This window comes from Pseudomonas sp. Marseille-Q8238, assembly GCF_965111915.1.
This window is the reverse complement of record NZ_CBCOPI010000001.1, coordinates 4,783,410-4,800,639: the sequence shown is the minus strand read 5'-3', so window position 1 is coordinate 4,800,639 and position 17,230 is coordinate 4,783,410. Positions and strand designations below refer to the sequence as shown.

At 64.1% G+C, this 17,230-nt stretch carries 21 protein-coding genes; 15 read left to right on the top strand and 6 right to left on the bottom strand.

What is annotated here, in order from left to right; translation table 11 throughout:
• Position 1: 1 nt before the first annotated feature.
• The 11 genes from ACWPW0_RS22135 (at position 2) to ACWPW0_RS22085 (ending at position 8,147) form a co-directional block, all read left to right on the top strand.
• The gene (locus ACWPW0_RS22135; RefSeq protein WP_447595136.1) at positions 2 to 775 is read left to right on the top strand and encodes an SDR family NAD(P)-dependent oxidoreductase; all 774 of its coding nucleotides are present in this window, start codon (positions 2 to 4) and stop codon (positions 773 to 775) included.
• Complete coding sequence (locus tag ACWPW0_RS22130; RefSeq protein WP_447595135.1) at positions 772 to 1,539, top strand: SDR family NAD(P)-dependent oxidoreductase; 768 nt, start codon at positions 772 to 774, stop codon at positions 1,537 to 1,539. The genes ACWPW0_RS22135 and ACWPW0_RS22130 overlap by 4 nt, the downstream gene beginning before the upstream one ends.
• Position 1,540: 1 nt before the next feature.
• Positions 1,541 to 2,425 carry a DMT family transporter gene (locus ACWPW0_RS22125; RefSeq protein WP_447595133.1) on the top strand — a complete coding sequence of 295 codons (885 nt, stop codon included), beginning with the start codon at positions 1,541 to 1,543 and terminating at the stop codon, positions 2,423 to 2,425.
• Complete coding sequence (locus ACWPW0_RS22120) at positions 2,422 to 3,189, top strand: creatininase (RefSeq protein ID WP_447595131.1); 768 nt, start codon at positions 2,422 to 2,424, stop codon at positions 3,187 to 3,189. The genes ACWPW0_RS22125 and ACWPW0_RS22120 overlap by 4 nt, the downstream gene beginning before the upstream one ends.
• Positions 3,186 to 3,812: a cysteine hydrolase family protein gene (locus ACWPW0_RS22115; protein WP_447595129.1), complete on the top strand. Its 627-nt coding sequence runs from the start codon at positions 3,186 to 3,188 to the stop codon at positions 3,810 to 3,812. The genes ACWPW0_RS22120 and ACWPW0_RS22115 overlap by 4 nt, the downstream gene beginning before the upstream one ends.
• Positions 3,809 to 4,585 carry an N-acyl homoserine lactonase family protein gene (locus ACWPW0_RS22110; RefSeq protein WP_447595127.1) on the top strand — a complete coding sequence of 259 codons (777 nt, stop codon included), beginning with the start codon at positions 3,809 to 3,811 and terminating at the stop codon, positions 4,583 to 4,585. Before ACWPW0_RS22115 ends, ACWPW0_RS22110 begins: the two co-directional genes overlap by 4 nt.
• On the top strand, positions 4,582 to 5,340 hold the full coding sequence (locus ACWPW0_RS22105) for a hypothetical protein (protein ID WP_447595125.1): 759 nt from the start codon (positions 4,582 to 4,584) through the stop codon (positions 5,338 to 5,340). Before ACWPW0_RS22110 ends, ACWPW0_RS22105 begins: the two co-directional genes overlap by 4 nt.
• Positions 5,337 to 6,170 (top strand): ABC transporter permease, encoded by an 834-nt coding sequence (locus ACWPW0_RS22100; protein WP_447595124.1) that lies wholly within the window; start codon positions 5,337 to 5,339, stop codon positions 6,168 to 6,170. Before ACWPW0_RS22105 ends, ACWPW0_RS22100 begins: the two co-directional genes overlap by 4 nt.
• A 5-nt stretch (positions 6,171 to 6,175) precedes the next feature.
• Positions 6,176 to 7,018, top strand: a complete 843-nt coding sequence (locus tag ACWPW0_RS22095; protein WP_454256565.1) for an ABC transporter ATP-binding protein — start codon at positions 6,176 to 6,178, stop codon at positions 7,016 to 7,018.
• A 224-nt stretch (positions 7,019 to 7,242) separates the two neighbouring features.
• On the top strand, positions 7,243 to 7,626 hold the full coding sequence (locus tag ACWPW0_RS22090; protein ID WP_454256564.1) for a DUF805 domain-containing protein: 384 nt from the start codon (positions 7,243 to 7,245) through the stop codon (positions 7,624 to 7,626).
• A gap of 272 nt (positions 7,627 to 7,898) precedes the next feature.
• Complete coding sequence (locus tag ACWPW0_RS22085) at positions 7,899 to 8,147, top strand: hypothetical protein (protein WP_447595119.1); 249 nt, start codon at positions 7,899 to 7,901, stop codon at positions 8,145 to 8,147.
• 79 nt (positions 8,148 to 8,226) lie between these two features.
• Here the strand turns inward: ACWPW0_RS22085 and ACWPW0_RS22080 are convergent, their stop codons facing one another.
• The 5 genes from ACWPW0_RS22080 to ACWPW0_RS22060 form a co-directional block, all read right to left on the bottom strand.
• Positions 8,227 to 9,567: a hemolysin family protein gene (locus ACWPW0_RS22080; protein WP_454256563.1), complete on the bottom strand. Its 1,341-nt coding sequence runs from the start codon at positions 9,565 to 9,567 to the stop codon at positions 8,227 to 8,229.
• A 62-nt stretch (positions 9,568 to 9,629) separates the two neighbouring features.
• Positions 9,630 to 10,937 (bottom strand): phosphate regulon sensor histidine kinase PhoR, encoded by a 1,308-nt coding sequence (gene phoR, locus ACWPW0_RS22075; protein WP_454256562.1) that lies wholly within the window; start codon positions 10,935 to 10,937, stop codon positions 9,630 to 9,632.
• Between the two features lie 25 nt (positions 10,938 to 10,962).
• Positions 10,963 to 11,652 (bottom strand): phosphate regulon transcriptional regulator PhoB, encoded by a 690-nt coding sequence (gene phoB, locus ACWPW0_RS22070; protein WP_447595113.1) that lies wholly within the window; start codon positions 11,650 to 11,652, stop codon positions 10,963 to 10,965.
• A gap of 154 nt (positions 11,653 to 11,806) precedes the next feature.
• On the bottom strand, positions 11,807 to 12,709 hold the full coding sequence (gene ubiA, locus ACWPW0_RS22065) for a 4-hydroxybenzoate octaprenyltransferase (RefSeq protein ID WP_454256561.1): 903 nt from the start codon (positions 12,707 to 12,709) through the stop codon (positions 11,807 to 11,809).
• A gap of 67 nt (positions 12,710 to 12,776) precedes the next feature.
• A complete protein-coding gene (locus ACWPW0_RS22060; protein WP_454256560.1) occupies positions 12,777 to 13,319 on the bottom strand; it encodes a chorismate--pyruvate lyase family protein in 543 nt (180 codons plus the stop codon).
• A gap of 268 nt (positions 13,320 to 13,587) precedes the next feature.
• Between ACWPW0_RS22060 and ACWPW0_RS22055 the strand changes: the two genes are divergently transcribed.
• The 4 genes from ACWPW0_RS22055 to ACWPW0_RS22040 all read left to right on the top strand — a co-directional run bounded on the left by ACWPW0_RS22055 (position 13,588) and on the right by ACWPW0_RS22040 (position 15,695).
• Positions 13,588 to 13,755 carry a rubredoxin gene (locus ACWPW0_RS22055; RefSeq protein ID WP_220812555.1) on the top strand — a complete coding sequence of 56 codons (168 nt, stop codon included), beginning with the start codon at positions 13,588 to 13,590 and terminating at the stop codon, positions 13,753 to 13,755.
• Between the two features lie 329 nt (positions 13,756 to 14,084).
• Positions 14,085 to 14,357, top strand: a complete 273-nt coding sequence (locus ACWPW0_RS22050; RefSeq protein WP_003457795.1) for an HU family DNA-binding protein — start codon at positions 14,085 to 14,087, stop codon at positions 14,355 to 14,357.
• A 156-nt stretch (positions 14,358 to 14,513) separates the two neighbouring features.
• The gene (locus tag ACWPW0_RS22045; protein ID WP_454256559.1) at positions 14,514 to 14,909 is read left to right on the top strand and encodes a helicase; all 396 of its coding nucleotides are present in this window, start codon (positions 14,514 to 14,516) and stop codon (positions 14,907 to 14,909) included.
• A 54-nt stretch (positions 14,910 to 14,963) separates the two neighbouring features.
• On the top strand, positions 14,964 to 15,695 hold the full coding sequence (locus tag ACWPW0_RS22040) for a hypothetical protein (RefSeq protein WP_454256558.1): 732 nt from the start codon (positions 14,964 to 14,966) through the stop codon (positions 15,693 to 15,695).
• Between the two features lie 59 nt (positions 15,696 to 15,754).
• Here ACWPW0_RS22040 and ACWPW0_RS22035 read toward each other — a convergent pair whose 3' ends face one another.
• Complete coding sequence (locus ACWPW0_RS22035) at positions 15,755 to 17,164, bottom strand: HDOD domain-containing protein (RefSeq protein ID WP_447595103.1); 1,410 nt, start codon at positions 17,162 to 17,164, stop codon at positions 15,755 to 15,757.
• Positions 17,165 to 17,230: the final 66 nt, after the last annotated feature.

Genomic DNA, 17,230 nt, shown 5'->3' with positions numbered 1-17,230 from the left:
GATGATCGACTATCGCGGCAAACAGGTGCTGCTCACCGGCGCGGGCAGCGGCATTGGTCGTGGCCTGGCGCGTGCCTTCGCCGAGCAGGGCGCGACGCTGGAACTGCTCGACCGCAACGCCGAGGCATTGGCCCGCGTGGCGGACGAACTGGCACCACTGACGGCCAGTCGCATCGCCACCGTCGACCTCGGCGACAGTGAAGCCATCGCTGCTTATGTCGCCCAGCGCGGCGAGCGGCCGGTGGATGTGTTGATCAACAATGCCGGCGTCGAGTACGCCACGCCGCTGGCCGATACCGGCAGCGCGGCGGATGCGTACTGGCAGGCGCTGCTGGATAACAACGTGGCGTCCATGCTGCGCCTGACCCGCGCCCTGCAAGGTCGGCTCAAGGCCGGCAGCAGCGTGATCAACCAGGCCTCTATCTGGGGCCTGAAGGGCGTGCCCGGTTTTTCCGCCTATGTCGCCAGCAAGCATGCGGTGATCGGCCTGACACGCTCCCTGGCCTGGGAGCTGGGGCCGCGGCGTATCCGCGTCAACGCCGTATGCCCGGGCTGGATCGGCACCGAGGCGGCGATGCGCTCGCTCAAGGTGATGGCCGAGAGCAACGGGCGCAGCGAGGACGAAGAGCTGGCGCTGATCCTCGGCGCCCAGGCGGTGCCGGAGCTGCTCACCCCGGCCGATCTGGCCGGTACCTTTCTGTTTCTCGGCAGCGCCCTTGCCGCGCCGATTACCGGGCAGGCGTTGTCGGTCAGCCATGGCGAGGTGATGCATTGAGCCCCTTGACGCAGCAACTGCCATTGGCCGGACAGACCGCGTTGGTCACCGGTGCCGCGCAAGGCATCGGCCGGGCCACGGCCATCGCCCTGGCTGAAGCGGGTGCGCTGGTATGGATCAATCACTTGCGTCAGGACGAGGCTGCCTCAGCACTGGTCGCCGAGATCGAAGCCTTCGGTGGCCGCGCACGCACGGCACAGGCCGATGTCGCCTCGCCGCTGCAGGTGGACAGCCTGTTCGAGGAAGTGCTTGCCGCCGGCCCGCTGGACATCCTGGTCAACAACGCCGGGGTGATTCTGGAGAAGCCCTTTGTCGACACCGATGAGGACGACTGGGCTCATGTGCTCGGTGTCGACCTGCATGGCGTGTACCGCTGTTGCCGCCATGCCCTGCGCCACATGCAGGCGCGGCGCAGTGGCCGTATCGTCAACATTGCCTCCGAGCTGGGTCACCTGGGCCGTGCCGACTATGTCGCCTACTGCGCGGCCAAGGCCGGCGTGATCGGCCTGACCCGTTCGCTCGCCCGCGAGTTTGCTCCGTGTATCCGTATCAACGGCGTGGCGCCCGGTCCGGTGGATACGCCGATGGTCTCGGCCGAACACATGAGCGCCGAGATGATCGCCAAGGAAAGTGACATTCCGGCGGGCCGTCTCGGGCGTCCGGAAGAGATCGCCGCGGCGGTGCTATTTCTCGTTTCGCCCGCTGCCAGTTTCTTCCATGGGCAGATGCTCGGCGCCAATGGCGGCGCCTGGATGGGCAGCTGAAATGATCAGGCTGAAGCCGGAACTCGTCCTGCTCGTAGGGGCCGCCGTCTGGGGGCTGGGCTGGATCCCGCTGCACTTCTTCGCCGAACGTGGTCTGGCCGGCATGCCGGTGGTACTCGCCAGTTACGGTTTGCTGTGCCTGCTCGCGGTGCCGGCGATGCTCTGGCAATGGCGGGCCTGGTGGGTGCAGCGGCGCTGCGTGCTGGCCATGATTCTGTTCGGCGGGTTGTCTACGGCGGGTCTGGTCGGGGCGCTGTCCGAGGGCGACGTGGTGCGCATCATGCTGCTGTTCTACCTGGCACCGGTGTGGTCGACCCTAGGTGGTTGGCTGTTGCTTGGCGAGCGCCTGGGCAGCCTGCACATCGGCGCGCTGGTGCTGGCGATGCTCGGCATCGTGCTGAGTCTGGATATCGACAGCAGCGTGCTGCACGCGCTCGATGCCACCGATTGGCTGGCCCTGATCGCCGGGTTGACCTTCGCCCTGAACAACCTGGCGACCCGTGCCGCTGACCGTGTACCGCTGCTCAGCAAGACCATGGCGGCCTTCGTCGGCAGTGCCCTGTTCGGCGCGTTGTTCTGCTGGTGGCAGGGCGTCGGTGTCCCGGACATGCCCGCCCTGCGCTGGGGCCAGGTCGCGCTCTTCGGCCTGTTCTGGCTGCTGGTGATGGCCGCTGCCCAATACGGCTTTACCCATATCGATGCCGGTCGCGCCGCCGTGCTGGTGGTGATCGAACTGGTGGTGGCGGTGCTGTCCGCGGCCTGGCTGGGTGACCGCAGCCTCGGCCTGGGTGAGTGGTGCGGCGGCCTGCTGGTGCTGATCGCTGCGCTGATCTGTGCACGCCCGGCCCGTGAAATTCCTTCTTCCCCCTGTGAGGTACGCCCATGAACGCTGTCCGCATGGATCAGATCAGCTGGATCGAATACGAGCGCCGCGTGCGCGAAGAATCCCCCGTGGTGTTCCTGCCCTGCGGCGCGACCGAACAGCACGGCCCGCACCTGCCTTTGGGCACCGATGCGCTGCTGGCCAGCGCCTTGTGCGAAGACGTCGCCGCACAGGTCGGCGGGCTGGTCGCGCCGGCGCTGTCCTACGGCTACAAGTCGCAACCCAAGTGCGGTGGCGGCAACCATTTCTGCGGCACCACCAGCCTCGATGGGCAGACCCTGATTGCCCTGGTGCGCGATGCCGTACGCGAATTCGCCCGTCACGGCGTGACCCGCCTGGTGCTGGTCGACGGTCATTACGAGAACCAATGGTTCGTCACCGAAGGCATCGAGCTGGCGATGCGCGACCTGGGCCCGAACGCCAAGCTGGAAGTGATGCGCCTGGAACATTGGGACTTCTGCACCGAGCAGACGTTGGCTGACGTGTTCCCCGACGGCTTCCCTGGTTTTGCCCTGGAACATGCGGCGGTGATCGAGACCTCGCTGATGCTGCATTACCTGCCGCATCTGGTGCGCATCGACCTGATCCCCGACGACGCGCCGGCTGACTTCCCACCTTATGACATGTACCCGAGCCGCACCGAGTGGGTACCGCCGTCTGGCGTGTTGTCCTCGGCGAAAGGCTCGACGGCGCAGAAGGGCGCACGCATGGCTGCCGATATCGGCCAGGGTATCGCGGCCGCTGTGCGCAAGGAGTTCCGTCTGTGAGCACAGCTCTGATCATCATCGACATGCAGCGCGACTTCTGTTCGCCGGGCGGCTATGCCGACCAGGCCGGGCTGGATATCAGCCTGCTGCGTGCGCCGATTCCGGCGATCCGCCGTTTGCTGGACGCGGCGCGTGCCCGTGGCCTGCTGGTGCTGCACACCCGCGAAGGCCACCGGCCTGACCTTTCCGACCTGCCCGAGCCCAAGCGCCTGCGCGCGGCGCATTCCGGGGCGCCCATCGGCCATCCCGGCCCGCTGGGCAAGCTGCTGGTGCGCGGTGAATATGGCCATGACCTGATCGATGAACTGCAACCGCTGCCGGGCGAGCCGGTAATCGACAAGCCGGGCTACAGCGCATTCGCCAGCACCGACCTCGACCTGCTGTTGCGCAACCGCGGCATCACCGAGCTGATCGTCACCGGCGTGACCACCGAGGTGTGCGTACACTCGACCCTGCGCAGTGCCGTGGACCGTGGCTATGCCTGCACCCTGGTCAGCGATGCCTGTGGCTCGGCCTACCCGCAACTGCATGGCGCCGCGCTGGTGATGGTCGAGGTGGAAGGCGGGCTGTTTGGTCGCGTGCTCGACAGCCATGCGCTACTGGCCGAGTGGGAGGGCGCATGACCCAGGTTACCCGGCTCTGGCCGCTGCTCACGGCGACCCATCGCTATGACAAATCGATCTCCACCTGGCAACGGGGCTATGGTCAGTTGATCGATGCGCCGATCCTCGCCTACCTGATCGAGACCAAACAGGGGCGCATCCTGTACGACGTTGGCTGCGACTACGCCAAGATCGCCGACCCGACCCAGCGCGAGCGTTGGTACGGCGACTTCGCCATGGGTGCGCCGCAGATGCGCGAAGAGCAGCGCCTGCCCGCGCACTTCGCCCGTCTCGGCCTGACCCCGGCGGACATCGATGTGGTGTTTCTCGGCCACCTGCACTTCGACCATGCCGGCGGCCTGTGCGAGGTCTGCGGTGCCGAAGTGCATGTGCATGCCGCCGAGCTGGACGCGGCGAGGGCGCAAGCTGACGATGCCTATTTCGTCGACGACTTCGCCGGTGACTACCGCTGGAAGGTGCAGACCGGCGAGTACGATCTGCTGCCCGGCGTGCGCGCGATCAACACGCCCGGACACACCGCCGGGCACATGTCGCTGCTGATCGAATTGCCCACGGGAAAGCCGGTGATCCTCGCTGGTGATGCCGCCGACCTGACGGAAAACATCGAGCAGGAAATCGCCCCCGGCACCCTCTGGCAAGACCGCGAAGACCTCGCCCTCGACAGCATTCGCAAACTCAAGTCCCTCGCCGCCGAAACCGGCGCCGAGCTGTGGCCCAACCACGACATGGCCTTCTTCAAGCGCCTGCGGCAGTTCCCGGAGTTCCACGCATGAAAGCCGTACCCGACGCCTACCTCGGCGTGTGGCAGCGCACGTTGCTGACCACCACTGCCGGCCTGCGCGATACCACCACCCAGGTCTACTGGTTGCAGACCGCGTACCTGTTCGCCGACCTGCGCATTCCGCAGCCCGCGCCGACACAGCCTGCCGAGCTGGCTGCGCAGGCCGGGTTCGCCGGTGTCACCGCCATCGATGGCGAGCGCTGCCAGTGGCACCGCGCTATCGACTTCCAGCCGCCGAGCGGCCGTGACGATATCGGCCGCATGCGCTTCGAGCGCCCCGATTACCTGATCGAAGACGGCCTCGATGACAGCTATCACGAAGTCTGGGAACGCCTGCCGGAATCCCTCGGGCGCAATGCCGGTGTGTGGCTGACGGCGGCGGACGGGCGCCAGGGCTGCCTGCTGCTGGCGGGCGATTGCTTCCTGTTCGCCGCCAGCCGTGCCCAGGCCCTGCCTGCGGCGGGCTCGCTGAATGAGCTGCTGGCCGAGGCCGCACACCCGGAGGCTTTGCTCGACTTCGAACTGTCCTTCGGTCGACACGGCGCCGGACAACACCCCTGGCGCATCGAGTTGTCGACCCTGCCCGAGCGCAGCGGAAAACGCCTGCTGCCGGCGCATATCGATCCTGATCAACCGGAGCAGTGGCGTGACCCGGCACTGCTCGCCAGCCTCGGTGCCACACCAGCCACCTCGGGCTGGCAGGTGCGTGACGAGCCTCTTTTCTACTGCGCAGGAGTACGCCCATGACTGCCCATCAACCCCTGCCCACACCCACTGCCACGGCGCCTGCACGGGCGAGCTGGTGGGTGATTCGCGGTGAGCTGCCGCGTGGCGCCATCTGGGGCCTGGCCGCTGCCGGCCTGTTGCTGCCCATACTGGTCTGGTGGGCGTGCAGTGCCTTCGGCCTGACCAATCCGATGTTCATGCCCGGCCCTGATGCGGTGCTGGCGCGCGTCGGTCGCTGGTGGAGCGAAGAAGGGCTGCTGGCTGATATCGGCATCAGCGTGTGGCGAGTGATGGGCGGCTTCGGTGCGTCTGCACTGTTGGCCCTGCCGTTGGGCCTGTACATCGGCACCTACCGCCCGGTACAGGCATTTCTCGAACCGCTCACCGACTTCATCCGCTACATGCCGGCGGTGGCGTTCATCCCGCTGATCATGCTCTGGGTCGGTATCGACGAAGGCTCGAAGATCCTCATCATCTTCATTGGCACCTTCTTCCAGATGGTGCTGATGGTTGCCGAGGACGTACGCCGCGTGCCCATGGCGCAGATCGAGGCGGCGCAGACCATGGGTGCCTCGCGCAGCGAAATCATCAAGCTGGTGGTCTTGCCCTCGGCACGCCCGGCCCTGCTCGATACCCTGCGCATCACCTGCGGCTGGGCCTGGACCTACCTGGTGGTGGCCGAGCTGGTAGCGGCCAACTCCGGCCTCGGCTACGCCATCCTCAAGGCACAGCGCTACATGCACACCGACAAGATCTTCGCCGGCATCCTGTTGATCGGCATCATCGGCCTGCTCACCGACCAGGCGTTCCGCTGGCTCGGCCGCGTGGCCTTCCCCTGGATGAAGAGGTAATCGCCATGACTGACAGCAAGATCCAGATTCGCCACGTCGACAAGGTATTCAACAGTCAGGGGCGGTCCGTGCAGGCGCTGCAGGATGTCAGCCTGGATATCCGCGCGAACGAATTCATCACCTTCGTCGGTGCCTCCGGCTGCGGCAAGTCCACCCTGCTGCGCAGCATCGGTGGCCTGGAGCGGCACAGCGCCGGCGAGATCCTGGTCGATGGCCGCGCAGTCAACGGCCCCGGCATCGACCGGGCGATGGTGTTCCAGCACTACAGCCTGTACCCCTGGCTGAAGGTCATGGACAACATCAAGTTCTGCCGCCAGCTCAAGGTGGTCAGCGACACCGTGCGCGGCGACGCCGATGTGGAGGTGGCCAGCGGCCGCGCCGATGCATTGCTCAACCTGATGGGCCTGTCGGCCTTCGCCCAGGCTTATCCCAACCAGCTTTCTGGTGGCATGCAGCAGCGCGTGGCGATTGCCCGTGCACTGATGCCCAAACCGCAGATCCTGCTGATGGACGAACCGTTCGGCGCCCTCGACGCGCAGACCCGCGAGGTGATGCATGACCTGATCCGCCATGTGCACCGTCTGGAAAAGAGCACCATTCTGTTCGTCACCCACGACGTCGAAGAGGCGATCTACCTCGGTGGGCGTGTGGTTTTGATGGCGCCACGCCCTGGTCGCATTGACACCATCTACGATGTACCGCTGCCGGCCGAGCGTAACCAGGACATGAAGCTGTCTGCCGAATTCCTCACCTTGAAAAAGGAAATCCTCGCGCGCATCCGCGAAACCTCAGGCATGAACACCGACCTTGAGCTGCTGGAGAAACTGACCCGTACCGCTCAGGCCTGAGCGATTGCGGCGCGCTGAGACGCACCCAGGCGACTGCTTGGTCACCTGAGCAGGCCCGCACGTTTGCAAGAACGGAGAACCTTTGCCAGATGGATCGCATTCCTTGGTTTTGGACTTAAGCCTGACGCCAAAATAGTGTCTAATTGCTACGGCTTTGCCTTTGGGCAGCAGCGCCCCCTTGCTGCTGCCCGACATACTCCGGGGACAAGGAAAGGTATAAAAACATGAACTGGTATCTCAACGTTCTGAAGCAATATGCAGTGTTCAGCGGCCGTGCCCGCCGCAAGGAATACTGGATGTTCGTTCTGTTCAACTTGATCGTCAGTGTTGTGCTGTCGTTCGTCGACGGCGTGGTCGGCACCTTCAGTGTTGAAGCAGGTATTGGTCTGCTCAGCGGTATCTATGCACTGGCTGTGCTGATCCCGTCGCTGGCCGTGGCTGTACGTCGCCTGCACGACACCAACCGCAGCGGCTGGTGGTTGCTGATCGCACTTGTTCCGCTGGTTGGCGGTATCGTGCTGCTGGTGTTCCTGGTGCTGGACAGCACCCCGGGCGACAACCGTTTCGGTGCCAACCCGAAAGGTTCGCTGGCCGGCGCCGTCGCTTAAGTCGACCGCTGCCGCATCGGTGGTGCCCCTTGCGGGCGCCACCGATTCTTCTCTTCCGCTCGTCTCCCTCCACAGCCACCGCTACCGGCATAGTGCCCCATAGCCCAGTGTCTGCACGCTGCGTTCTTCCTCAAATCCCCTTTGCCCTATTGGCTGCTCGTCGAGGGCAGTGACTGAAGCTTGCCGAATCGCAAGTCGACCCTTCGTCGGTTGGCTGCCGCACCTGGCCTGGCTGTTTTATGGTGGAGGCACATGCCTGCGAGGTAGTTGCCATGACCAGCCTGCACTGCATCCATCGTGACCATGCCATTCATGCCGATGTCGTCGAACACCCGGGAATCCCCACGCCCTGGGCCGGCGGCTGCCACATCACCACGCCCGACGGGCGGACCACGCGGCGCTTGTCGTTACCTGTGGACTACCGCTTTCTCAGCGAGCTGGACAAGGCCCAGCGCGCTTCGATTGCCCACGGCAAATGGCTGGTGGACCAGCATCTGGACAAGGGAATGGCGCTGACCTGAGTCGCGCTCGTGGCGCTACGAAGGAGGACGTGCTCAGGTTCTAGACGCGGCGCTGGCCGGCGCGGCCAGCGCGTGCTGCTCAGTCCAGCTTGAGCACCTTGGCCAGGACGATTTTCGGGCCTTTCATCTTCTTGATGATGATGCGCAGGCCTTCGCCGTCGACCACTTCTTCCTCTTCCGGCACGCGGTTGAGGGTTTCATAGACCAGGCCGGCGAGGGTTTCCGCTTCGATGTGGTCGAGGTCGACGCCCAACAGGCGTTCGATCTTGAACAACGGCGTATCACCGCGCACCAGCAGCTTGCCGGGCTGGTAGGCGAGCAGGCCGCGTTCAGCCTTGTGGTGTTCGTCCTGGATATCGCCCACCAGTGCTTCGAGCACGTCCTCCATGGTCAGGAAGCCGATGACCTTGCCATCGGCCTCTTCGACCAGGGCGAAGTGCGCACCGCCCTGGCGGAACTGTTCCAGCAGGCGCGGCAGCGGCATGTGCTTGGATACGCGCTCCACCGGGCGCAGCAGTTCGCTGAGTTTGAGCGCCGAGGGCAGCATTTCCAGGAGTGACAGGTGCAGCAGCAGGTCCTTGATGTGCAGGATGCCGACGAAGGTATCGGCGCTTTCGTCATAGACCGGGAAGCGGCTGTACTTGTGGCGGCGGAACAGGCTGAACACTTCGTCGAGCTTGGCGTTGCTGTTCAGGTAGACCAGGTCTTCGCGCGAGTTGGCCCAGTCGACCACTTCCAGTTCGCCCATTTCCACGGCGGAGGCGAGCACGCGCATGTCCTGGTCGCTGGGGTCGCGGGCGCGGCTGGAGTGCAGGATCAGCTTCAGTTCGTCGCGACTGTAATGGTGTTCGTGGTGCGGCCCCGGCTCGCCCTGGCCGACCAGGCGCAGGATGCCGTTGGCGCTGGCGTTGAGCAGCCAGATCGCCGGGTACATGGCCCAGTAGAACAGGTACAGCGGCGCGGCGGTCCACAGCGACAGCAGCTCGGGCTTGCGGATCGCCCAGGATTTCGGGGCCAGCTCACCGACCACGATATGCAGGTAGGAAATGATGAAAAAGGCGACGAAGAAGGCGCTGGCGTGGACCAGCTTGGGCGACTCGAGGCCGAAGTAGCTGAAGACCGGCTCCAGCAGGTGAGCGAAAGCAGGCTCGCCGACCCAGCCGAGGCCGAGGGAAGCCAGGGTAATGCCCAACTGGCAGGCCGAGAGGTAGGCGTCGAGCTGGTTGTGTACGGTGCGCAGGATATGCCCGCGCCAGCCGTTTTTTTCGGCAATGGCTTCGACCTTGGTGGCGCGTAGCTTGACCATGGCGAACTCGGCCGCGACGAAGAATCCGTTGAGCAGCACGAGGAACAGGGCGAACAGGATGAGGCCGAAATCGGCGAAATAACTGGCGGCGGTGTAACTAGGGGAAGGGTCCATGGAGGGTTCGGGTGATGGATAAAGTCTGAAGGTTGGCGGCTCGCGCGGGTGATTGCAAGTCGTCAGCCGCGCATGGACACCTGTTGGGGGGGGAAATGGCAGGTGAAGGTGCTGCCCTTGCCCGGCACGCTGGTGATATCCAGGCGGGCGCGGTGGCGCAGCAACACGTGCTTGACGATGGCCAGGCCCAGGCCAGTGCCGCCGGTGTGGCTGGCGCGGCTGGAGTCGACCCGGTAGAAACGCTCGGTCAGGCGTGGCAGGTGCTTGGCTTCGATACCGATACCGCTGTCGCTCACCGAAAAATGTGCGCCCGTGTCGTCGTGCCACCAGCGGATACGGATCTCGCCTTCATCGGGTGTGTACTTCACCGCGTTGAACACCAGGTTGGAGAATGCGCTGCGCAGCTCCGCCTCGCTGCCCTTGAGACGCACGCTGGCGTCGGCTTCCAGGCTGATGCGGTGATTGCGCGTGGCGGACAGGGCCTGGGCGTCGTTCTTGATGCTCAGCAGAAGCAGGTCGACCGGTACCGGCTGGTTGTCGGAGGGGTAGTCGGTGGCCTCCAGCTTGGCCAGCAGGAGCAGGTCGTTGAGCAGGTTCTGCATGCGTGCACCCTGTTGCTGCATCTGCTGCAGGGCACGCACCCAGCGCGGGTTCACGTCCTCGACGTTGTCGAGCAGGGTCTCCAGGTAGCCGGCGATCACGGTCAGTGGTGTGCGCAGTTCGTGGGACACGTTGGCGACGAAGTCCTTGCGCATCTGCTCCAACTGATGGATGCGGGTGACGTCGCGCACCAGCATCAAGTGGTCGGCATTGCCGTACTGGGTGATCTGCAATTGCAGGCGCTGGTGATCATTGACCGGCGAGGGCAGCTCCAGAGCCTCCTGGTAATTGCCCTGCTCGAAGTATTCCTTGAAGCGTGGATGGCGGACCAGGTTGGTGATCGGCTGGCCGCTGTCCTGTGGTGTTTTCAGGCCCAGCAGGGTTTCCGCGGCGCGGTTCCACCACTCCAGATTGCCGTCGCTATCGAGCATGATCACCGCGTCGCGCAGGGCGGCGGTGGAGTCCTGCACGCGGTCGATCACGGCTTGCAGGCGGCCACGCACACGCTGGTCACGGCGTTGCAGGTGGTAGATGTTGTCGAACACCTCGCCCCACAGGCCGTAGCCTTCTGGCGGTGCTTCATCCGGCTTGCGGTCGCGCAGCCAGATATACAGGCGCAGCAATTGCTTGATATGCCAGGCCAGGTAGGCACCCAGGCCGAGCACCAGGGACCAGGCATATTCGCCGCTGATCAGGCCGAGCAGCCCGCAGGCGGCTAGCAACAGCAGCAGGTGACGCACCACGACGCTACGCCAGTTCTGATTCACCATACTTCCTTAATCGGGTGTGGCCAGCTCAGCTTTTGGTGGAGAAACGATAGCCGGTGCCACGTACGGTCTGCACCAGGTCTTCGTAGACCTCGCCCAGCGCCTTGCGCAGGCGGCGGATGTGCACGTCGACCGTGCGCTCTTCGACGTAGACATTGCCGCCCCAGACCTGATCGAGCAACTGGCCACGGGTATAGGCGCGTTCCTGGTGGGTCATGAAGAACTGCAGCAGGCGGTATTCGGTCGGCCCCATCTCGGCCGGCTTGCCGTCGATGGTGACGCGGTGGCTGACCGGGTCGAGCAACAGGCCGCCCACCTCGATCGGCGACTCACCATCGTTCGGCGCGGCGCGGCGCAGCACGGCCTTGAGCCGGGCGACCAGCTCACGGGGCGAGAATGGTTTGGTGATGTAGTCATCGGCGCCGACCTCAAGACCCTGGATCTTGTTGTCCTCTTCGCCTTTGGCGGTGAGCATGATGATCGGGATGTCGTCGGTCATCTCGTCGCGCTTGAGACGGCGGGCCAGCTCGATGCCGCTGGTGCCGGGCAGCATCCAGTCGAGCAGGATCAGATCCGGCTTGCGGTCGACGATCAGGGCGTGTGCCTGCTGAGTGTTTTCCGCCTCGATACAGTCGTAGCCGGCCATCTCCAGCGCGACGGCGATCATCTCGCGAATCGGCGCTTCGTCATCAACGATCAGAATGTTCTTGCCAACCATGGTCTGGCCTCGGGTTGTCTGTCTTGCGCCGCATTAGATAACGGAATTATTGCAGCGATGTGACAACTGCGCGGCAGCGTGGTTTTGATACGTGAACGGTAGGGCGTATCGCAACGTGAATTAGGCCATGGATGCGCACGAGGCGCCCGGTTCGTTACACCACCGGGCGCACGGCGTAATCGAGCACGATGCCGAGAAAGATCGACAACCCCGCCCAGTGGTTGTGCAGGAATGCGGCGAAGCACTTCTGCGGATCGCGCTCACGGGTGCTCCAGAACTCCCAGGCGAAGCACAGTGCCGCGCCAAGCAGGCCGAGCAGGAAGTAGATGCCGAGGCCGAAGCGCACACCCGCCAGTGCCAGGCAGAACAGGGCCATGCCCTGCAGGGTGAGGATGATCACGCGATCGGCATCGCCGAACAGAATGGCGGTGGATTTCACCCCGATCTTCAGGTCGTCTTCGCGGTCGGTCATGGCGTAGTAGGTGTCATAGCCGACAGTCCACAGCAGGTTGGCCAGGTACAGCAGCCAGGCCGCGGGCGGCGGCAGTTCGCCGGTGATCGCGGTAAAGGCCATCGGCATGCCCCAGGAGAAGGCCGCGCCGAGCACCACTTGCGGGTAGAAGGTATAGCGCTTCATGAACGGATAGCAGGCGGCAAGGGCCAGGCCGCCGATGGAGAACACGATAGTCAGCCAGTTGGTGAAGAGCACCAGGACGAAACTGAGTCCGATCAGCACGGCGAACAGGATCAATGCTTCGCGCGCTGTGACCTTGCCGCTGACCAGCGGTCGATTGCGGGTGCGTGCGACATCGCCGTCGAAGTTACGGTCGGCGTAGTCGTTGATTACGCAGCCGGCAGCGCGCATCAGCGTGACGCCGACGACGAAGATCAACAGATGCTTGAGGTCCGGCGTGCCCTTGCTGGCCACCCACAGCGCCCACAGGGTGGGCCATAGCAGCAGGTAGACGCCGATGGGGCGGTCCAGGCGCGTCAGCTGGATGAAATCGAAGAGGCGTGGGTGCAGGCGATTCAGCGATTGCAGCAGGGTGGTGTACATCGACGGCTCTCCGGACACAGTGGGCGCGATTATACGGAGACGAGTCGCACCGTGCAGGACGAAGGCCTCACGCCGGTTGTTCGGCCTGCTGCCAGAAGGCTGGCAGGAAGACTTCGGCGACCAGTACACCAAGCCCATCGCGGCGGAAACACGAACGTCTGCCCCACAGGCGCTCCTCGCGCACAGCGGCAGGCAGCCAGATGGCCGGGTAGCGGCAGACCTGCAGCTCGCCGCGCTGAAAGGCCTGATCACTGAACAGCAACTCGCCCAGCGAACGGCTACCCAGTTTGCCCAGGTCGAAGCCGGAGCCTTCCAGGGCGCTACGGGCTGCAACGCTGCGGGCGAATACCCAGGGTTGCTCGGCGCCACGCAGGAACACCTCGCGCACCCAGCCCTGACTGCCGACCGGCACCTGCAGGCTGTCGCACTCATCGGCGCGCAGCACCTGCCAGCCTTGCAGCAGCGGCAGCACACTGAACTGGCCGGCGCTCAGGCCCGTCAGGCGGCGGGTCAGCGAGCCCTGGTCAAAGAGCCAGTCACGATGCAGGGGAGTGGGTACGGGATGCAGTTGCGCGCTGGTGAGCCAGCGTGGCGGATGGGCGAGTGACACGATGTCAGGCTTCAAACGGCACAATGAGGCCGCGAGCTTAACATGCGAAATGGCGTCGTAGACCGCCGGCAGGTACTTGCGCCAGGGCGCGCTGACCAGTACAAAGCCTGCTGATTTTATGGCCAGCAAATGCCCACACGACGCCTGACGCGAACGACCGACTCCTCCATGCCTAGTTGCCTGGGCTGGGGAGCACTGCCTTGAGGCGGTCGGTTTCAGGCTATCAGAGGTATATCGGTCCGGTCTGTCCGATGAGGAGGTAACGACAATGAAGAAGTGGCAATGCGTGGTCTGCGGACTGATCTATGACGAAAGCCTGGGTTGGCCAGACGATGACATCGCGCCTGGCACCCGCTGGGAAGATGTACCCGCCGATTGGCTGTGCCCGGATTGCGGCGTGGGCAAGGCTGATTTCGAGATGATCGAAATCGGCTGAGGCGTGTTCCTGAGCTGATATGAGCGGCGACCTATAGGGTCGCCGTTTGTGCTTTCAGTGTTTGTATCTCTGCATCTATGCGTGACGGTGCGATAGTCACCGACCTCACAAAATCGCACTTATGCTGTGGCATATGGCTGGTTTGTCACTCGATATGGCATAAAAGCCTTGCTAAAGGCGATGTAAACCGCCCAGCAGTACTGGCGCGGTGCCTGATGGCGTGCCATTCTCCCTCGGTCTGCCGCAGCGCAGAGCTGTTGCGGCGCCTTGGGCGCTGTTCCGGATGGACAGCACGGACACAAAAACAACAAACCGTCAAAGAGGCATTTATGCGCAAACCCGAACTCGCCGCGGCTATCGCCGAAAAGGCAGACCTGACCAAAGACCAGGCCAACCGCGTACTCAACGCCGTTCTCGAAGAAATCACCAATGCGCTGAACCGCAAGGACAGCGTGACTCTGGTTGGTTTCGGCACCTTCCTGCAGCGCCACCGCGGTGCTCGTACCGGTAAAAACCCGCAAACCGGTCAGCCGGTGAAGATCAAAGCCAGCAACACCGTGGCGTTCAAGCCGGGCAAATCCCTGAAGGATGCGGTCAACTGACAGCCTTCGGTCCGGGGCCGCAAGGTCCCGGATTTGCCAAAGTTTGTGCTCATTTCGTCGCGTTCGCGCGCGAAACGGTAACAAACGCCAGGATGTAGTCCCTGGCGCAAGTCGCTACAATGCACCGCCGATTGACACACTTCGAGGCTGTGCACCATGAAATTCCGCTTTCTCCTCTGGATGCTGGGCCGGCTGATGGCCAAGGCCAGCCGCACCAATCCTGACTTCCAGAAGCAGCTGGAAGGCAAGGACATGGTTTTCCAGATGCATACACTGGACGGCAAGATCGCCCGTCACTACATCATCAGTCAGCAGCGCGTCACCAGCCGTGCCGGCAAGGCCGAGGCACCGGCGTTCGCCATCGGTTTCAAGGACGCGCTCTACGGCTTCGCCACCCTGCAGGCGAAGAACAAGCAACTGGCCTTCATGCAGGGCATCCAGAACAAGGACATCCAGATCCAGGGCAACCCGGCACTGGTGATCTGGTTCCAGGGCCTGCTCAAGTACGTTGTGCCGAAGAAAGCCAAGACCCAGCCGAAGAAGGCTGCTTGAGACACGCGCAGGGCGCTATCGGTTAGGCTTGGCGTTTTCAGGGAAGTTGTCACCATGCGTTTGCTGAGCGTTTTTCCTCTTCTGCTGCTCTTGAGTGCCACGGTGCAGGCTGCACCGGTCGATCCGACGCTTACCCGGGTGCTGGAGCTGTCAGGCGTTGCCTTGCTGTGCGAGCAGACCGCACCGTTGTTGCAGCGGGGGATGCCCGCTAATCAGCAGAAACGCCTGGACAAGACCTTTGCCGCGTCTGCCTTGTGCGATGACCTAGCCAAGCGCCTGGCGTCGGAACTGCCCAAGGCCCAGTTGGAAGAGGCGTTGCAGTTGCTCGATAGCCCCCTGGCGCAGCAATTTACCGAGGCCGAACGGGGAGTAGCGGAGGCCGGTGGCCTGGCGGATTACCGTGCTCAACTGAGCCAGCGTCCGCCGCGTGCCGAGCGGGTTGAACTGGTACGTCGTCTCGACAAGGCCGCGCACACGACCGAACTGGCTACCCTGTTGCGCTATGAAGTGGGCAAGACTCAGGCGTTGCTGACGTTGAAGGCGCGGGGTGAGACGCTCAGTGAGAAGGCACTCGGCGAGCAGACCGCCGGCCAGATTGCAGCCTTGCGCAGCTCCAGTGCCAGCGGTGTTGAGGCCTTCATGTTGTATGCCTATCGGCAGACGCCCAGTGCGCAGTTGACGGAGTACGCTGCCTTGTACGAACAGGCGCCCGTGCATGCGGTGCTGGAAGCCACGGTTCGGCAACTGCCCAAGGTCTTTGCGGCACGCCGGGCGCAGCTCAAGTAGCGCGTATTCGGTGTCCATGAAAAAAAGGGGCCTTGCGGCCCCTTTTTCATGGGTGTTGCTCAGTGCGGCAGATTGAGTTGCGACGCCAGCTCTCGCAGTGCCGCTTCGGCCTGGAGCACCTTGTTCAGGGCATCGTCGGCTTTTTCACGGGTCAGGCCCAGGCGCTCGAACAGGGCATCCGGAATCTCGCTCTGCGGGCCGCTGCCAATCCCGTGATTGCGCAGCAGGCTGACCGCCAGGCACACCAGGTTCGGGTAGGCGGCATGTGGGCCGTCGTAGTCCGGGTCGTGCTGGAAGCGCAGCGCGGTGGCCAGTTCCTCCGGCATGTCCCAGAAGCGCATCAGCCAGGCGCCGATCTGCTCGCGGCTGATGCCCAGCAGGTGCTGCTCGATGTAGCTGGGCGGCAGGTGCGGATTGACCTCCAGGTGCCGGCAGATCAGCGAGAAGTGCGGCGGGAAGACATGGGCCAGGACCAGGTAGCCGAAGTTGTGCAGCAGGCCGGCCAGGTAGGTCAGGCCAGCCTCCGGACGTTGCGCGCGGGGCATGGCACGGGTCAGGCCTTCGATCACCGCGGCGCTGTAGATCGCTTGTTGCCAGTACGGTGTGGCTTGCTGCGGCTGGTCTTTGGGCAGGCTGAGGCTCTTGCCCAGTGCCAGGCCGAGGGCGAGGTTGATTACCAGGTCGAAGCCCAGGACACGGACAATGGCATCTTCCACCGAGCGGATCTTGCCCGGCGCGGCGTAGTAGGGCGAGGCGGCCCAACTGACGACTTGCGCCGCCAGTGCCGGATCGGTCTCCACCACGCCGGTGATGTCGTCGACGGTGGCATCCGGGTCGACGCGCAGCTTGATGATTTTCTGCGCGGTCTCCGGCAGCGGCGGGATCTCGATGGTTTCCTCGAGGCGCTGCTGGATGCGCCGGGCGGTGAAGGCCTGGACCGCCTGGGTGATTTCGGCGCGGTCGTCGTCTGGACGGTCGAGGTTGAGCTGGATGCTCGCCAGTGGCTCACCAAAGCGGGCCGCGCTGGCCTTGCTCAACAGCACGGTCTTGTAGGTTTCGCTGGCGATTTCCAGCAGCACGCCGGGTTGTCCCGACTCGATCAGCAGGCTGTCGCCACGCAGCAGGCGCTCGTCGTACAGGCAGGGTGAACTGGTCAGTGGCGGTAGTCCGGGCAATTGACCAAGCTCGTGTTTGGCCAGCATCCGCTCCAGGCGCTCGGGTTTGACGGCGGTCAGCTTGCGTCCGGTGAGTTCGGCAAGGCGGTTGAGGTCGAGCAACTGGTCCTGAGGAAACAGCACCAGCAAGGCGCCGACCGCATCGTCGAGCAGGGCGGCCTGGACGCGGCGCTCGGCTGGCAACGCGGGATGATCCAGCCGTACCTGGCACGCTACACCGAGTTTTTCCAGAAGCTGAAGAATCATCGCCGGTGGGCGTGGCGCGGAATCAGGTGCAAGGGCTACATCGGTCATGGGCGGAGTCCAGCTGAAAAACGACTGCGGAGGAGTATAACCAGCGGTGCTGCCAAGGGGCGCTGC

Excerpts from the sequence above, each read along its gene's own strand:
- ACWPW0_RS22135 (WP_447595136.1), top strand. The coding sequence starts at position 2 with ATGATCGACTATCGCGGCAAACAGGTGCTGCTCACCGGCGCGGGCAGC.
- ACWPW0_RS22125 (WP_447595133.1), top strand. The coding sequence starts at position 1,541 with ATGATCAGGCTGAAGCCGGAACTCGTCCTGCTCGTAGGGGCCGCCGTC.
- ACWPW0_RS22120 (WP_447595131.1), top strand. The coding sequence starts at position 2,422 with ATGAACGCTGTCCGCATGGATCAGATCAGCTGGATCGAATACGAGCGC.
- ACWPW0_RS22110 (WP_447595127.1), top strand. The coding sequence starts at position 3,809 with ATGACCCAGGTTACCCGGCTCTGGCCGCTGCTCACGGCGACCCATCGC.
- ACWPW0_RS22105 (WP_447595125.1), top strand. The coding sequence starts at position 4,582 with ATGAAAGCCGTACCCGACGCCTACCTCGGCGTGTGGCAGCGCACGTTG.
- ACWPW0_RS22100 (WP_447595124.1), top strand. The coding sequence starts at position 5,337 with ATGACTGCCCATCAACCCCTGCCCACACCCACTGCCACGGCGCCTGCA.
- ACWPW0_RS22095 (WP_454256565.1), top strand. The coding sequence starts at position 6,176 with ATGACTGACAGCAAGATCCAGATTCGCCACGTCGACAAGGTATTCAAC.
- ACWPW0_RS22090 (WP_454256564.1), top strand. The coding sequence starts at position 7,243 with ATGAACTGGTATCTCAACGTTCTGAAGCAATATGCAGTGTTCAGCGGC.
- ACWPW0_RS22085 (WP_447595119.1), top strand. The coding sequence starts at position 7,899 with ATGACCAGCCTGCACTGCATCCATCGTGACCATGCCATTCATGCCGAT.
- ACWPW0_RS22080 (WP_454256563.1), bottom strand. The coding sequence starts at position 9,567 with ATGGACCCTTCCCCTAGTTACACCGCCGCCAGTTATTTCGCCGATTTC.
- phoR (WP_454256562.1), bottom strand. The coding sequence starts at position 10,937 with ATGGTGAATCAGAACTGGCGTAGCGTCGTGGTGCGTCACCTGCTGCTG.
- phoB (WP_447595113.1), bottom strand. The coding sequence starts at position 11,652 with ATGGTTGGCAAGAACATTCTGATCGTTGATGACGAAGCGCCGATTCGC.
- ubiA (WP_454256561.1), bottom strand. The coding sequence starts at position 12,709 with ATGTACACCACCCTGCTGCAATCGCTGAATCGCCTGCACCCACGCCTC.
- ACWPW0_RS22055 (WP_220812555.1), top strand. The coding sequence starts at position 13,588 with ATGAAGAAGTGGCAATGCGTGGTCTGCGGACTGATCTATGACGAAAGC.
- ACWPW0_RS22050 (WP_003457795.1), top strand. The coding sequence starts at position 14,085 with ATGCGCAAACCCGAACTCGCCGCGGCTATCGCCGAAAAGGCAGACCTG.
- ACWPW0_RS22045 (WP_454256559.1), top strand. The coding sequence starts at position 14,514 with ATGAAATTCCGCTTTCTCCTCTGGATGCTGGGCCGGCTGATGGCCAAG.
- ACWPW0_RS22040 (WP_454256558.1), top strand. The coding sequence starts at position 14,964 with ATGCGTTTGCTGAGCGTTTTTCCTCTTCTGCTGCTCTTGAGTGCCACG.
- ACWPW0_RS22035 (WP_447595103.1), bottom strand. The coding sequence starts at position 17,164 with ATGACCGATGTAGCCCTTGCACCTGATTCCGCGCCACGCCCACCGGCG.